We start from the raw sequence: 14130 nt of genomic DNA on the forward strand, positions 1-14130 counted from the left end.
GGGTCACCGACACCTCCGGCTGGAGGCGTCGTTCTCCACGTATCGGCGGGCCGCGCGCAGGCCGGCGCGCCCGAGTCTGATGAGGTAGCGGGTCTCGTCGCTGCGGTTGCCCTTGAGCACCCACTCCCGGGCCGCACCGAGCAACTCCATCGCGGCGGTCGCGTGCACGTACCGGGGCAGCGCGTGCTGCTCGGCGGGGGTGAGCGGCGCGGCGGGGTACATCCCGAGCAGGGTGTCGACCCGCTCCCCGAGCGACCGGGGGTCGCCGTGCATGAGGTTGACCGCGACCATCGCCAGCTCGTGCACCCGCGGACAGCGGTTGGCCACCGCGAAGTCGAGGATCGCGACCCGGTGCGGCGAGGTGGGCAGCACGTTGGCCTTGGTGAGGTCGCCGTGCACCAGCGCGTGCGGCAGGACCGCCCGGTCGACCTCGGCGAACGACGCCACGGCCCGTTCCACCTGGATTCGGTCGTCGGCCGGCAGCAGCGGCAGCATCTCGCGGGCGAGCGCACTGATCTCGTGCACCGCCCACCAGTCCGGCACCGGCGCGAAGTCCCGCTGGATCCGATGGATGCGGCCCACCTGCGCCATCAGGTCGGCGAGTTGGTCGGCGTTGGGATGTCCGTCGCGATCGAGGAAGGTACCGCCGTCCAGGTGGTCCATGACGATCAGGCGGTTGCCGGACGGCGGATGGCACAGCAGCGCCTCGCCGGCGGTGGGGTGGAGGCGGGGGTGCCGCACCCCGGCCGCGAGCGCGGTACGGATCACCTCGACGTACCGGGTGGTCAGGGGCTCTGGCCGATGGATCGTGAAGATCTTGAAGACGTACCGGCCGGTCCCGGTCTCCACCAGGAGATTGCAGTCGTCGTAGCCGACCGTGCAGACGCGGTGGTGGTACACCGGGCCGAGGTCACAGCGGGCCGCCGCCCAGGACACGAGGTCGGGCAGGAGCTCGGGCCGGTGGATGCGCCGGAGCGGGTCCGGATCGTTGTCGATCAGCATGCCGACCCGGCCCTCGACGGGGATCCGGCACCGGTGTCGGCACGCCACGCGCTGGCCTGCACGCCGGCGGCGACGACCGTGACGGCCCCGGCGAGGGCGAACATCGCGGTCAACGAGATCGCGCTGGTGACCCAACCTCCGGCCAGCGCGCCGAGCGTCGAGCCGCCGCACAGGGCCACCCGGTGCACCGAGGTGACGCGGCCGAACAGGTGGGCCGGGGTGCGGCGCTGCCGGGTGGAGAACGCGATCACGTTCCACACCGCGAACCCGGCGCTGCTGAACGCCAGCAACGGAAGCACGACCGGCAGCGGTGGCGCGACGGCCAGCGCCAGCGCGGGCAGGCCGGCGACGAGCACTGCCCCGGTCAGCAGCGGCACCGGCCCGGCGTACCGGGCGAGCCGCTCGGCGGCCAGCCCCCCACCGGCGCCGCCGGCCGCCCCGGCCGCGAGCAGCAGACCGTACCCGGCCGGCGGGAGGTGCAGGACGTCGGCCGCGAAGACGACCAGGACCGCCCACCACGCCGCGTCGGCGAACGCGAGCAGGGCGCCGGAGGCGGTGACGGTACGGAGCTGCCGGTGCCGGGCCAGCCACCGGATCCCCACCCCGAGCTGGGTATGCAGCGGTGAACCAACCACCGCCGGTTTCGGCACCCCCGGCTCCGGCGCGGCCGGCACTGTCGTGGCGCGTTCCGGCGCGGCCGGCACTGTCGTGGCGCGTTCCGGCGCTACCGCCGATCGGATGCTCCGGGGGAGGGTAAACACCAGTGTCACGGCGAGGGCGAGCACCAGGCCGTCGGCGGCCAGGGGCAGCGCCATCGCGACCGCGAACAGTGCCGCGCCCAGCAGCGGTCCCAGGAACTCGTTGCCGAGCACCTCGCTGCTGAGCAGGCGGCCGGCCGCCCGTTCGAGAAGCCGGTCGCCGACCAGCCGGGGCAGCAGGCTCGGTGCCGCCGTGTCGCGGAAGGTCTCGGCCGTGCCGATCACGAAGGCGACGGCGACCAGCAGTGCGATGGTGGCCACCCCGACGGCGACGCAGCCGAGCAGCACCGCCAGCACGGCCACCCGGCACACGTCGGCGACCAGCAGGATCCGGGCCGGCGGATGGCGGTCGGTCAGTACTCCGGCGTAGAGCCCGAAGGCCAGCCACGCGGCGTGCTGCGCGGCGAAGACGGCGGCCACCCCGACGGGCTCTCCGGTGAGCGCCGCCGCGAGCAGCGGAAACGCCCCCGCCCGGATGCCGTCGGCGAGGTTGGTCGAGGTGGTGGCGGCCCAGTACCGCCAGTAGGCACCGCCCAGCCGGTCCCCGGCCGCCGTTGTCGGCACCACCTGGCACTCAGGCAAGGATGTCTCCAATCGGCGGCAGCCCGGACGACGGGTACCGGGAGGCGGTCCACCGGTCGTTGTAGACCGTCTCCAGGTACCGGTCGCCGAGATCCGGGCTGACCGCGACGATCCGGGAGCCCGGTGGGATGGTGGGGATCAGCCTGCGGACGGCCGCGAGGACGCTGCCGGTGGAGGCACCGACCAGCAGGCCGTAGCGCCGGGCAGTCTCCCGACAGGTGGCGATGCTGTCCACCTCGCTGACGTGGCAGGTGTCGAAGTCACCGCCGTCCTCGCGCAGGATCGCGGGCCGGACGCTGGTGCCCAGTCCCGGAAGGTGCCGTACGCCCGGCGGGGCGCCGAAGGTGACGGATCCCTCGGCGTCCACCGCGACGATCCGGGTCTGCGGGCTGTGCTCGCGGAAGTAGTCCACGCATCCGATCAGGGTTCCGGTGGTGCCGGCGCCGACGAACAGGACGTCGACGGTGCCGAACTCCTTGTGGATGCTGCTCGCGGTGTGCGTACGGTGCGCCCGCGGGTTGGCCGGGTTCGCGTACTGGTTGAGCCAGACCAGGCTCGGGTCGGCGGCGAGCGCCCGGTGGATGTGCTCGATCCGGCTGCGGAGGAACCCGCCGCCGGCGTCGGGGGTGGCGATGACGGTGACCGTCGCGCCGAGGCAGCGCATCGTGTCCACGGCGGCCCGGTTGGCGTTGAGGTCGGTCACGATGGTGAGCGGGTAGCCCTTCGCCGCGCAGACCATCGCGAGTGCCGTCCCGAGGTTGCCGGAGGAGGACTCGATGATCCGGGACCCCGGGACGAGGAGCCCGTCGCGTTCGGCGTCCTCGATCATGGATACCGCCGGCTTGAGCTTGATCGAGCCCGCCGGATTCAGCGCCTCGATCTTGAGGTACAGCTCGACGTCCGCCCGGTCGGCGAAGCGGGGGAGCACCAGGAAGATGTCGTCGGTGACGATCTCGTGGACACCCTGGTAGATCATCGTGGCGCCTCGCACCAGGTACTGCCGCGCGCCGCACCGTGCAGGGCGTTCGCGACGGCCGGCGTCGAGTCGGGCAGCAGCCGGCACCACCACCCGGACGGGCGGCCGGCCACGGTGAACAGCCCGGGTTGGATCTGGGCGATGTCGATGACGACGTCCTCGTCGCCGGGCCCGGCCGGCCGCAGCCACGGGAACGGCACCGGCATCGGTGAGACCAGCCGTTGGAGCACGGACGGCGTCGCCGTGGCCGCGTCCCGGACCGCGGCCCGGAACTCCTCGGCCGACCGCAGCGCGCCGATCACCACGCCCGCGCCGAGGCTGCCGATGCAGGGCTTGACGATGAGCGCCTCCGGGACGAGGGGCAGCGGATCGGCGCGGCCCAGCCCGGCGAATCGCCAGTGCTCCGGACCGGCTCCGGTAAGCATCCAGGTCGGCGGGACGTACCGGTCGACCATGTCCCGTTCCGCCGCGGTGAGCAGGCCGCGGCCGGCGGCCTCGTGCAGCATGGCGAACGAACCCTTCTGCGCCAGCCACTCGTGGCGGAATCCGGACACCAGCACGACGTCGCCGTTCTCGGCCGCGGCGAGGATCTGGTGGGCCGACCCGGCGTCTTCGATCAGGTCCTCGATGACGAAGTCCCGGTGGACCGCGTGCACCGGAAGCCGCCCGTGCCACAGCCGCCCGTTCGCGTACCGCAGCTCGGTCTGCGCGCACACCACCGGGTCCAGGCCGCCGGCCCGGTACCGGGCGGCGAGCTGCGGGTACTCGAGGGGGAAGTTCTCCAGGTACCCCGCCCAGTCGACGATCGCGACCCGGGGCCGGTCCTCGACCGGCAGGTCGGCGCAGCGGGTCAGCACCTCGGCGACCAGTACGTCGACCGGCGCCACGTTGCCGGCCCGGTGCGCGTCCAGGAACTCGGCGAGGAACGGTTCGGCGCGTACGTGCCGGTCGTAGTCCCCCACCAGCAGGCCACCGACCGAGGCGCCGTTGTTGATCTCAAGGAGCCGCCAGCCCTCGTCGCCGAGCAGGAAGTCGGTCCGCGCCACGGGTATCTCCCGGGGTACCTCGGCACGGATGAACGGCCGCATGCCGGCCGGTACGCCGAAGGCGTCCAATGCCCCGTCGAGATCGCCGAAGAGCAGCCGGGGCAGCCGGGGCAGCAGGTCGCCGACGACCCGTCCCACCTCGGCGAGGACGCTGTGGTCTGCGGCGTCCAGCAGCAGCGGCACCGCGCCGAGCGGGGCCCGCAGCCGCGGCGACCACTGCATCACCTGGTCGGCGGCGAGCCCGTCGGCCAGCGTACGGAGTGCGACCGCCGCCCGGTCCCGGTGCCGGTCGAGGTGGGCGACGAACTCGGTGTGCAGCCGCATTCAGCCTCCTTCCGGACGGGCCGGTACGGGTGCTCGGGCAGCCCGCCACCACAGCGTTCGCAGCTCGGACGTCAGGGTCCCGTCCGGTGTACTCAGCCACAGTCGCGGCGGCTCGGGAAGCATCTCGGTCAGGGTGAGGGTGGTCGCCGTACCGACGGTGCGGACGAAGCTGCGCACCGACAGCACCGACCCGAAGTCCAGGAACATCGGCTTGGCCTCGGCGTCCACCAGGTAGAAGGCGTGCCGGGGCAGGCCGAGCCGGCGCCGCCAGTCGTGCAGCCGGCGCCAGTCCCGGGCGGTCGGCTCCGGCCCGCCGAACGTCGGCACGTCGGCGGGTCGCGGATCCCAGCGGCGGCGTTGCAGCACGACCCCGTCCACCACGATGCGCGGGGTACGTTCGCCGACGCTGATCCGCGGGAGTTCGAGGGCGGGCGTCGCGCAGCACACCAGCCCGCCGACCGGTACGTCGGTGTCGTCGTACTCGGGCAGCAGCCACAGGTCCCGGCGGGTGTGCGGGTCGTGGAGTCCGATGAACCCGTTCGCCCAGCGCCGTACCCGCAGGGCGTCCACGGGTACGGCGCCCGGCACCGGCGACGCGGTGTCGAGGCAGAGCAGCCGGTGCCCGGCCGGCGAGTTGTCGGTCCCCTTCTGTACCCGCCGGACCTCCTGCACCGTCGGCATGGCGGGGGCGAGCTGCTCGGCGAGCAACCGCCCGAGCTGTGGTACGCCGAGTTGCTCGTCGGAGTAGAGGCCGCGCACCGGTCGGGCCAACTGCGGCCAGATGTGGTGCAGTTCGCTCAGCACGACGAGCGGCTCACCGCCGCCGCCCCCTGCACCGCCGCCGACCGCCTCCGGGCCGGCCGTGGGCTGGCCGACGAGCATGAGGTCGGCGGCACCGAAGAGGGGCCAACGGTCGAGATCGGTGCGGATGAGCCCGGCGGCCTCCAGGTCGGCACGGGTCAGCCGGACCGTCGCCACCGCCGGGTCGACGAGTCGGGCCAGCCGCTCGGTCGCGCCGGCCGGGAGGGACGGGGACCACCGCCGTACCTCCGTGGCGGGCAGGTCGGCGCAGCTCCGCCCGGACAGCAGTTGGTCCAGCTCCCGCTGCCCCGCGACGCGCTCGTCGATCGCGAGCGAGGCGAGGAGGTCCAGCACGGTGCCGAGCCGGTCGGCCAGCCGCCGTGCCCCGGCGTCACCGATCCGCAGTTCGCGGACGTTGTCGAGGGCGTCCTCGTACAGGATCGCCCGGTCAGCCGAGATGCGCCCGCCGCCGCGCCAGGCGGCCCGGCCGGTCAGCGCGGTGAACCGGTCGGCGAGCGCCGACAGCGCTTCGGGCCGGCGCGGATACCGGAGGTCGGCGAACCGGGTTATGTCGTCGAGCAGGGCTGCCGCCTCGGCCGCCGGAGGGGCGCCCGTTCCGGCGAGCAGTCCGCGCAGGTCGGCCCCGGGGTCGGCGGTGTGGTCGCGGAGGTGTCGGTCGAGTCGCAGGAGACCGCGTCCGGCGAGTTCGGTGGCGATCGCGACGGTCTCGCCCAGCCCGGTCTCGGCCGCGATGCCAGCCAGGGTCCGGCTGCCGTCGGCGCGGTCCAGCACGGCCCGCTCGGCGCGGCTCAGCCCCGTCTGCCCGACGCCGATGACCCGGCGCGGCCGGCGCAGGCGCACCCCGAGGACGGGGTCGCTCAGCACCGCCTCCGCCAGCGCCTCCGCAGCCCAGAAGCTGATCGAGGTACGGCGCCGTCCCCGGCGGCCGTCGCCCAGGCACCAGTAGGCGAGTTCGCCCAGCACCGGGTCGCGGTACGCGGCACGGACGCCCGACCCGGCGGCGGTCGGGGACGCGTCGCCGACCCGTACCAGGCTGAGAGGTCCGACGTGCCCGGTCGTCTCGGCCTTGGCACAGAAGCGCTGAAGGTACCGGTAGGCGGTGGTTTCGACCCGCGGGCTCATCCGGCCGCGTTCCACCGACCGGACCAGCTCGTCGTGGGCGTGCGGGCTGGCCATCAGCACGCCCTCGAGGAAAGCCTCGTCGTACGCGCGTTTCCGCAGCAGCTCGCCCTCGGCGGCGAGGGCGGTGCCGAGCGACGCGGCCAGGGCTGCCTCGGCCGCGTGGTGTGCCGTCAAGGCGGTGTGCCACCAGTGCGTGACCTGGGCGGCGACCGGCGGGACGGTCGGGGCGGGTCGATAGTGGATCACGGCCTTGAGCGTGCGGTTCAGGGCCGGCCGCTGCTCGTGGTCGCACTCCGCTTGCGCCCGCTTCAACGCCGCGATCACCTCGGTACGCACCCGGCCCAGCTCCGCCGCGCTGGCCGCCGCCGCCTCGGCCCGGGGTTCCAGCTCCGCCTGCCCGAGGTCGTCGAGCCACTCGAACGGCAACCCCGCCGAGCGCAGCAGCCCGACCGGAAAGAGCTGCCACGGGGTGCGGCTAGCCATCGGCGGACAGCCTCTCGCAGGCGGCGGAGAGCCGGGCGAGCCCTTCCTGCCAGCGGGCGGGCGGAAGCGCGAACGAGAGCCGGAGGAAGTACCCGCGCCGGCGCCACCAGGAGGTGGAGTGTCCGAAGGCCGGACCGGGCAGGGTCTGCACGCCGTACTCGCGGAACAGGCGGTGGGTCGTGGCCAGGACGTCGCGTCCGTCCAGGGCCGGAAGCCGTACGAAGGTGTTGAAGTCCCCGCACCAGGGCGGGGCACCCACGATCGTCTCTCCCCAGCCGGCCAGCGAGGCCACGTTCCCGGCCAGGGTCTTGCGCAGCGAGTCCCGCCACCCGGCGAGTCCGTTCGCGGTTCTGGGCGTGCCGAGCCGGGCCCCGGCCCGGTCGAGGAAGCCCCGGAGCCCGGGCAACCCGGCGTGGTACGGCCGCAGCAGTTCCTCGAGGCGGTCCCAGGGGTCGTCCGGCGCGGACCGGGCACTGTCCGCCGCCACCGCCAGCATGCGGTCCATCAGCAGCGCCGGAGCGGCCAGCCCCGGCGAGGAGGGCGCGATCAGCTCGTTGAAGCCGGCCAGCCGGGCGATCAGGTCGGCGTCGGCGATCATCCAACCGATCCGGAAGCCCGGTACGGCCCGCGACTTGGACAGGCTGCCGACGGTGACCACGCCCCGGGCGTAGTCCTCCTCGGCGGCGATCGACAGCAGGTGCGGCAGCCCGCCGACCGCGGCGACATCGGACGAGACGGTGTCGTGCAGCACCGTCACCCGGTGCTCTCGCGCCCAGCCGACCAGCTTGCGCAGCTCGGCCTCGTCGTACCGCTCGCCGGTCGGGTTGTTGAACGTGTTGACGTACACCACCCGGGTGTCGGCGGTGGCGGCGGCGGTCAGCTCGTCGACGGTCGGCAGCCACCGGTCCGGCTCCTCGGACGTCACCTCGGTGATCCGGAATCCCGCGTCGGCGAGGGCGGCGCCGGCGAGCGGGAACGTCGGTGCCGGCAGCACGGCGTGCGCCCCGATGCCACCACCGGGATGCAGCCCTCGGGCGAGGAGGGCGAGGGCCGCGCTGGCACCCGCGGTGACCAGGACGTTCTCCACCCCGACCGCGACCTCGGCCCGGGTCGCCTCGTACGCCGCCACGGCGGCCCGGCCGACGAGGTGGCCGTCGGGCCCGTCGTAGTCGTGCCAGAACAGCGGGTCGCGGGCCGCACCGAGCGCGAAGTCGACCAGTTCCCACGGCGGCTCGGTGAGGTTGACCCCCGAGGAGAGGTTGATGATCGCGTCACCCGGGCGGCGCGCCCGATAGCCGACCTGCTCGTCGAGGGCGTAGTTCACGGCGTCGACGGCCAGCATGAACCGCCACGGCGCGAACGGGATCTCCAGGGTCGGCATGGCTAGCGCTCCTCGGCCGGACGGTAGACCGAGACGTGCTCGGTGCTCTCGGCGGTGAACGGGGTGCCGGCCCAGTCGGCGTACCGGGCCGCGAGCCGCAGCCCGGCGAGCCGGGCCATCAGGTCCAGCTCGCTCGGCCAGACGTACCGCTGCATCAGAGGGCGCAGCTCGGCTCCGCCCTCCCTGATGATCATCTGCTGGGTACGGAGCTGCTGCCGGACCGGATCGTGCAGGGTGATGTTCAGGTCCACGTACGCCGTCTCCACCTCGAAGATCCGTACCTGCTGGCCGTCCCGGAGGCGCCCGACGTCCGGCACGTTCACCTGCACCACGAACGCGCCACCGGGGCTGAGCTGCGCCGCCGAGTTGGCGAACGCGGCCACCTGTTCCTCCTGGGTCAGCAGGTGCAGCAGCGTGTTGAAGGCCGCGTAGACGACGTGGAACGGTGCCCCGTCGACCCGTACCGCGGTCATGTCGCCGATCGACAGCCGCAGCCGACCGTCGGCGTCGGCGGTACGGCAGCGCGTCAGCATGGCCCCCGAGGTGTCCACCCCGGAGACGTCGCAGCCGAGCGCGGCCAGCGGTATCGCCACCCGACCGGTGCCGACGCCCCATTCCAGTGCCCGGGGTGGCTCGACGCCCTCGGTCGCCGCCGCGGCCCGGGCCGCGAGGTCGTGCAGGAACGCCGCGGCCCGGTCGGCGTCCGGCGGCGTCTGCCCCGGCTTGTCGTAGATGTCCGCGATCCGGTTGCCGTACGTCGACGAGGTGTATCCGTGCACTCAGGTCCCCGCTTCCCAGTGGTCGTCGACGCCGGTGCCGTCGGTCGGTGCGACCCCCGGCGTCAGGCCGGTGGCGATCCGTGGCGTCAGCCCGGCGGCGATCCGGTCGGCCCGGTCCCGGGCCTGCCGCCAGTCCGCCCCGTCGGCGATGACCCAACCGAGCCGGTCCTCGCCGCTCCGGGGGCGCCGGACGGGCGTACCTTGTTGTCGGTCGACTCCGATCCGGTGGAATCCGGGGAGGGTGAGGGCGGCGTCGACCCCCGCGATGCCGGCGAGCCGGCCCGCGCGGTCGGCCACGAGGAACCGGATCGCCGCCGCGCCGCGCCAGGTCGGGTGCCAGCTAGGTGCCCGGCCCAGGCTCAGGTCGTAGACGACGTCGTACGGGTTGGCGCCGCTGCAGCGGGCGACCAGGTCCATGATGTAGTCGCCGCCGGAGCGCGCGTTCACCTCGACCACCCTCGGTCCGGTGGCGGTAAGGAAGACCTCGACGTGTACGAGGGTGTGGTCGGCACCGACCGCGCGGGCCGCGTCGAGCGCCGTCGCCACCACCGGATCGGCGTCCGTGCCCCGGTAGGGCAGCGCGTGTCCGAGTTCGACGGGATACCCGCCCCCGGTCGTGGTCTTGTGGGTGACGCAGATCGGGGTCGGCCGGCCGTGCCACACGAACGCCTCGACGCTGTACTCCTGGCCGTGCACCAACTCCTCGACCAGCAGCGGCGGTTCGTCCCGGGACCGGGGGCCGGCGAGCTGGGCGTGGGCCGCCGCCAGCTCGTCCGGGCCGGCGACGCGGATCTTGCCGGCCCCGGTCTGGTCGGCCACCTTGAGGATGGCCGGGTAGCCGACCCGGGCGGCGGCCTCCCGCGCCGAGGTCAGGTCGGTGCAGGTCGCCCACTCCGGAATGGATACTCCCGCCTTCTCCAGGGCCGTGCGTTGCTCGATCTTGTTGGCGTTGCGCAGGGCCGCACCAGGGTCGACGAACGGCAGCCCGAGGTCGGCAGCCACCTCTGCCACGAGCGGGAACAGCTCGTCGTACAGGGTGAGGACGGCGTCGGGGCGGGCGAGCCCGACCGCCCGGTCGATCCCGGCCCGGACGCCTCGGGCGTCCAGGATGTCCGGCACCGGCACCGCCAGGTGCGCCCAGGACAGCAACGGCGAGGTGGCCTCCTCCACCAGGACGATCCGGTAGCCCCGCTCCAGCCCGGTACGCAGGGCCAGCTCGCGGTGCTCGACCGCGCCGACGATGAGCACAACCTTCGACACCAGCGGATTCCTTCTAGATGATGCGGCGGCCGTGGGACCGGAACCGCGGCAGCGAGGCGCAGACCATCGTGCGCAGCAGCCACCGGTCGGTGCCGTCGTGCCGGGCGGCGAACGGAGTACGGGAATGCACGACCCGGCGGTTGTCGATGACCAGCAGATCGCCGGGACGCAGTACGTGTCCGTGGTGCACGGCGTCGAGTTGCGTACGCAGTTCGCGCAGTGCCTCCTTGCCCTCCCCGTCCAGCGCCGTGAGGTAGTGGTCGTCGTAGCAGATCTCCGGGGCGTGGGGCGCACCGAACAGCACCGGCGTACGGCAGGGGGAACCGTCGTCGAGAACGTGCGCCGAATCGGGCGCCATCTCGAAGCGCGGCTCGGAGAGAATCCGTCGGGTCCGGTCGTCGAGTACGACATCCCGAGCGGCGGCGTATCGGGTGACCGCGGCCTCGGCTCCGCGTAGGCACAGCAGGCCGAAATAGTCGCAGCGGTCGGGGCTGAAGCCGTCCTCCACGTGCCAGTCGAGCATTCCGCCGCTGCTCTCGCTGGTCTGGGTGAATTCCATGTTCGGCGCCGGTACGACGTGCTGCACGAGCTTTCCCTGGTACAACGTCCGGAAATTGAACGGCTCGCCGAGCAGCATCGTGATTCCGAGGAGTTGGAGCGCCGCGTGCTGGACGGCGTGGCCCGCCAGCGGTGCCGCCGACGCCGACGGGTTGGTGCCGAAGTTCGTCTCCGGCAACACCCCGCGAACCAGGAGCACGTCACCGTGCTCGGCCCGGCTCCGGTAGGCGTGGACCGCCCGGACCAGCGCCGGCGGGGTCGCGGCGGCCACGGCGGTGGCGGCGGCCATCATCTCGTCCGGGTCGGACCGGACAAGGTCGGTCGCCCGCAGGACCTCGTCACCGGCCCGCCACATCGGGGCGGACTCGGCGGGGCGCAGACTCACCACGTGGCCTGCGGCCGTTGGCAACGTCGTCAATGCATCCTCCCCCGTTTTGCGTCGACGCTGTTATGTACTCAGCCGGATCGGCACCGGTCAAGGTGGGTGACGTGGTCGCACACGAACGGGCACCCGGGTAGTTGGGCCGGGTCGGGCTGAAGTTCTTGAAGAAGATCAGGAAGAATTGCGGCCCGGGTGTCCGGACATGGATTGCCGGCACCCAGGAACGGACCCGGCTTAGCCCACCAGAATGGTGGGAAATTGCCGTCCCGCACCGATCTGGGCGCCCGCCGCACGGCGTGGGCACGCTTTCTCCTCGGCGCCGACCGGTGGTCGGGTGGAATCGGTGCCGGCGGCTACCCTTCGTCGCGGCGGGACGCCCCGTCGCGGATCCGCAACGGACAGTCCCAGTTCGGGCCGACGGGCGCACCGGAAAATCCCGGCGCCTGCGGATCGTCCAGCGTATCCGGCAGCGACGGGTTGACCGATCCCTGCAACCGGGCGTCACGCTCGCGGATCTTGTCCTGGAACCGCAGGAATTCCTCGTCGGAGGGAAACTTCGCCCGGTCCTGCTCCGGCGGATTGAATATCAGCGTCGGCCACGCGAAGCGGCGGGCGTACCGGGATGCGCCGGGATAGAGCGTCACCACCAGATGACCGAGCCCGGCGAACGAGAACGCGAAGTCGGCGTGACCGGGGTCGGTCGAGTACCGGGCGTCCCACGGCTCGTCGTCCAGGTCGTGCAGGTCCTGGAGCACGCCCCACACCAGCCGGTCCCAGTCCCGCTCGTCGGCGACCACGCGGGGCTCCAGGAAGCTCCCCACGTACGTGTAGAGGTCGCCCATCCGGCGCCGCACCGTCCGGAAGTGGCGGAGATCGGCGGCCAGGCTTCGGGTGCTTCCCGCCGCGCCCAGCTCCTGGTGGACGTTGAACAGGTAGCTTCCCACCCGGAACGCGGACCGCGCACCCAGGCAGGGAAAGGGACCGTCCAGCACGAGGGCCCGGAGCTGCGCCTCGACCAGGCGTTTCACGTCGTCGGGCACCGGGCCGGCGGCCACCGCCGACCCGGGCCGCGGCGGTTCCCCGGACAGCCGGTTCACCTGCCCGCCCTCACGGTCGTCTCCGGTGCGCCGCCGGCACCGCCCGGGTCGACCTCGCCCGTGGCCTGGATCCGGCGTTCGAGCGCCCCGGCCAGTTCCCGCCAGGCCGCCGCGCAGTCGAGCGCCATCTCCGCGATGAGGTACGCGCAGTGTGGCGGCACCGCGTCCAGCAGGTCCGCCCAGTCCTCGGTGCCGATCAGGTGGACGTCGAGCCAGCGGATCACCTCGCGGCCCACGGTGGTGTGCCGCAGCGCCGGGTCCCGGGCGAGGTTGCGCAACCGCTCCCGCTGCGACTCCGGTGCGACCCGATCCGGCAGCCGACGGGGCGCGCTGGCTGCCCGTACCGACCCGCCCGGGTTTCGGGCGCCGGCCGGGACCGGATCGAGTCCCTTGCGGAGCCGTTCCCGAACGTCGCGTACGGTGCCCGGCGAGACGCCGGCCACCTTCGCGACCTGGCGCAGCGACGCGTCCGGGTTGGCTCTGATGAACTCGGCCGCCCGCCGCCGGCCGGTGCTGATGTCGACCGGCCGCACCCGACCGTCCCGGCCCAGCCGGGCGTGCAACCGCGGATCCGCCGCGGTTGCACGGCTCCGGATCCCGGCGACCGTCCTGGCGGCCAGCCCGGTAGCCCCTGCGATGGCCCGGTCCGACCAGTGGGGATGGGACGCGACGATACGTGCTGCGGCCGCCTCCCGATCGGCCAGCGACAGCGGCAGGCCGTGCGCGGTGTTCTCCTCGACCGCGCGGACGAACGCCGCCTCGGCGTCGCCGTCGAAGAAGACGGCCTTGATCCGCTCGTCACCGCGGAGCTGGGCGGCCCGCAGCCGGTGCACCCCGTCGATCACCCGCATCGTCGGCAGATGCACCAGGATCGGCGGCAACGACGCCTCGATGCCGGCGAGCAGGCGGACATGTTCCGGATCCTCCCCGGCCAGCCTGGGCGAGTCGGCGATGCCGAGCCCGGCCACCTCCAGCAGCGCCGCCGGCCGTTGGTCGGCGGCCGGCTGGTGCGTCGACAGGGCGCCGCCGGAACCGGACGTACGGCCCCAGCCGGCGGGGCGGGTCACCGTCGCGGTACGTGGCAGTTCCCCCTCCACCCGACCCGGCGCGGCGACCGGTACGAGCACCGGGCGCCCGTGGTGGTGCGGCCGCACGGTGGCGACGGCGTGCGTACTCCTGGCCTCGGACATGACAGGCGTCCCTCCCTTTCGAGAGCCGACGTGTGCGTACCGACAGGGTGTTGCCGGTCGGTCGCGGCGGACCTCACCAGGCGGGGTGGGCAGATGCCGGGCCGACCGGGGGTCGACCCGGACCGGTGCGAGGCACGGCGCCATCACCGGCGAGCACGCCCGGGTTGGGTGATGACCCGCGACCTTCGTCGGGTCACCCCGGTGCCGTGCGCTGGCATCTCGGCCGGGCCTGGATTCGGCCGGGCCCGGCGGCCGTACAGTTCGTCGTCCTCCCCGCCGACGACTGCCGACAGTCAACCGGAGGGCGTCTTCAGATCGGCTTCACGCCGGTTTACCAGCGTCGGTACGAGGCACGGGCAGACCTGCCC

The 14130-nt window shown here is 73.4% G+C and carries 11 protein-coding genes; all 11 read right to left on the minus strand.

The window, feature by feature from the left end:
* Positions 1-3: 3 nt before the first annotated feature.
* Positions 4-1002 carry a phosphotransferase gene (locus tag ACQEVC_RS25530; RefSeq protein ID WP_432882023.1) on the minus strand — a complete coding sequence of 333 codons (999 nt, stop codon included), beginning with the start codon at positions 1000-1002 and terminating at the stop codon, positions 4-6.
* Positions 996-2342 carry an MFS transporter gene (locus tag ACQEVC_RS25535; RefSeq protein ID WP_432882025.1) on the minus strand — a complete coding sequence of 449 codons (1347 nt, stop codon included), beginning with the start codon at positions 2340-2342 and terminating at the stop codon, positions 996-998. Before ACQEVC_RS25535 ends, ACQEVC_RS25530 begins: the two co-directional genes overlap by 7 nt.
* Positions 2335-3318 carry a 2,3-diaminopropionate biosynthesis protein SbnA gene (gene sbnA / locus ACQEVC_RS25540; protein ID WP_432882027.1) on the minus strand — a complete coding sequence of 328 codons (984 nt, stop codon included), beginning with the start codon at positions 3316-3318 and terminating at the stop codon, positions 2335-2337. Before sbnA ends, ACQEVC_RS25535 begins: the two co-directional genes overlap by 8 nt.
* Positions 3315-4688: a hypothetical protein gene (locus tag ACQEVC_RS25545; protein WP_432882030.1), complete on the minus strand. Its 1374-nt coding sequence runs from the start codon at positions 4686-4688 to the stop codon at positions 3315-3317. Before ACQEVC_RS25545 ends, sbnA begins: the two co-directional genes overlap by 4 nt.
* Positions 4689-7115 carry a hypothetical protein gene (locus ACQEVC_RS25550; RefSeq protein ID WP_432882032.1) on the minus strand — a complete coding sequence of 809 codons (2427 nt, stop codon included), beginning with the start codon at positions 7113-7115 and terminating at the stop codon, positions 4689-4691.
* The gene (locus ACQEVC_RS25555; protein WP_432882034.1) at positions 7108-8496 is read right to left on the minus strand and encodes an aminotransferase class I/II-fold pyridoxal phosphate-dependent enzyme; all 1389 of its coding nucleotides are present in this window, start codon (positions 8494-8496) and stop codon (positions 7108-7110) included. Before ACQEVC_RS25555 ends, ACQEVC_RS25550 begins: the two co-directional genes overlap by 8 nt.
* 2 nt (positions 8497-8498) lie before the next feature.
* Entirely contained in the window at positions 8499-9275 is a 777-nt protein-coding gene (locus ACQEVC_RS25560; RefSeq protein WP_432882037.1) for a class I SAM-dependent methyltransferase, read from the minus strand.
* Positions 9276-10535, minus strand: coding sequence for an ATP-grasp domain-containing protein (locus ACQEVC_RS25565; protein WP_432882040.1), 1260 nt, complete (start codon positions 10533-10535; stop codon positions 9276-9278).
* A 13-nt stretch (positions 10536-10548) separates the two neighbouring features.
* Positions 10549-11511, minus strand: a complete 963-nt coding sequence (locus tag ACQEVC_RS25570; protein ID WP_432882042.1) for a TauD/TfdA family dioxygenase — start codon at positions 11509-11511, stop codon at positions 10549-10551.
* A 317-nt stretch (positions 11512-11828) separates the two neighbouring features.
* Positions 11829-12572 carry a guanitoxin biosynthesis heme-dependent pre-guanitoxin N-hydroxylase GntA gene (gene gntA, locus ACQEVC_RS25575; RefSeq protein WP_432882044.1) on the minus strand — a complete coding sequence of 248 codons (744 nt, stop codon included), beginning with the start codon at positions 12570-12572 and terminating at the stop codon, positions 11829-11831.
* A complete protein-coding gene (locus tag ACQEVC_RS25580) occupies positions 12569-13762 on the minus strand; it encodes a ParB/RepB/Spo0J family partition protein (protein ID WP_432882046.1) in 1194 nt (397 codons plus the stop codon). The genes gntA and ACQEVC_RS25580 overlap by 4 nt, the downstream gene beginning before the upstream one ends.
* Between the last annotated feature and the right edge of the window lie 368 nt (positions 13763-14130).

The sequence above is a fragment of the Plantactinospora sp. CA-294935 genome (assembly GCF_050936445.1).
Classification (GTDB): Bacteria; Actinomycetota; Actinomycetes; order Mycobacteriales; family Micromonosporaceae; genus Plantactinospora.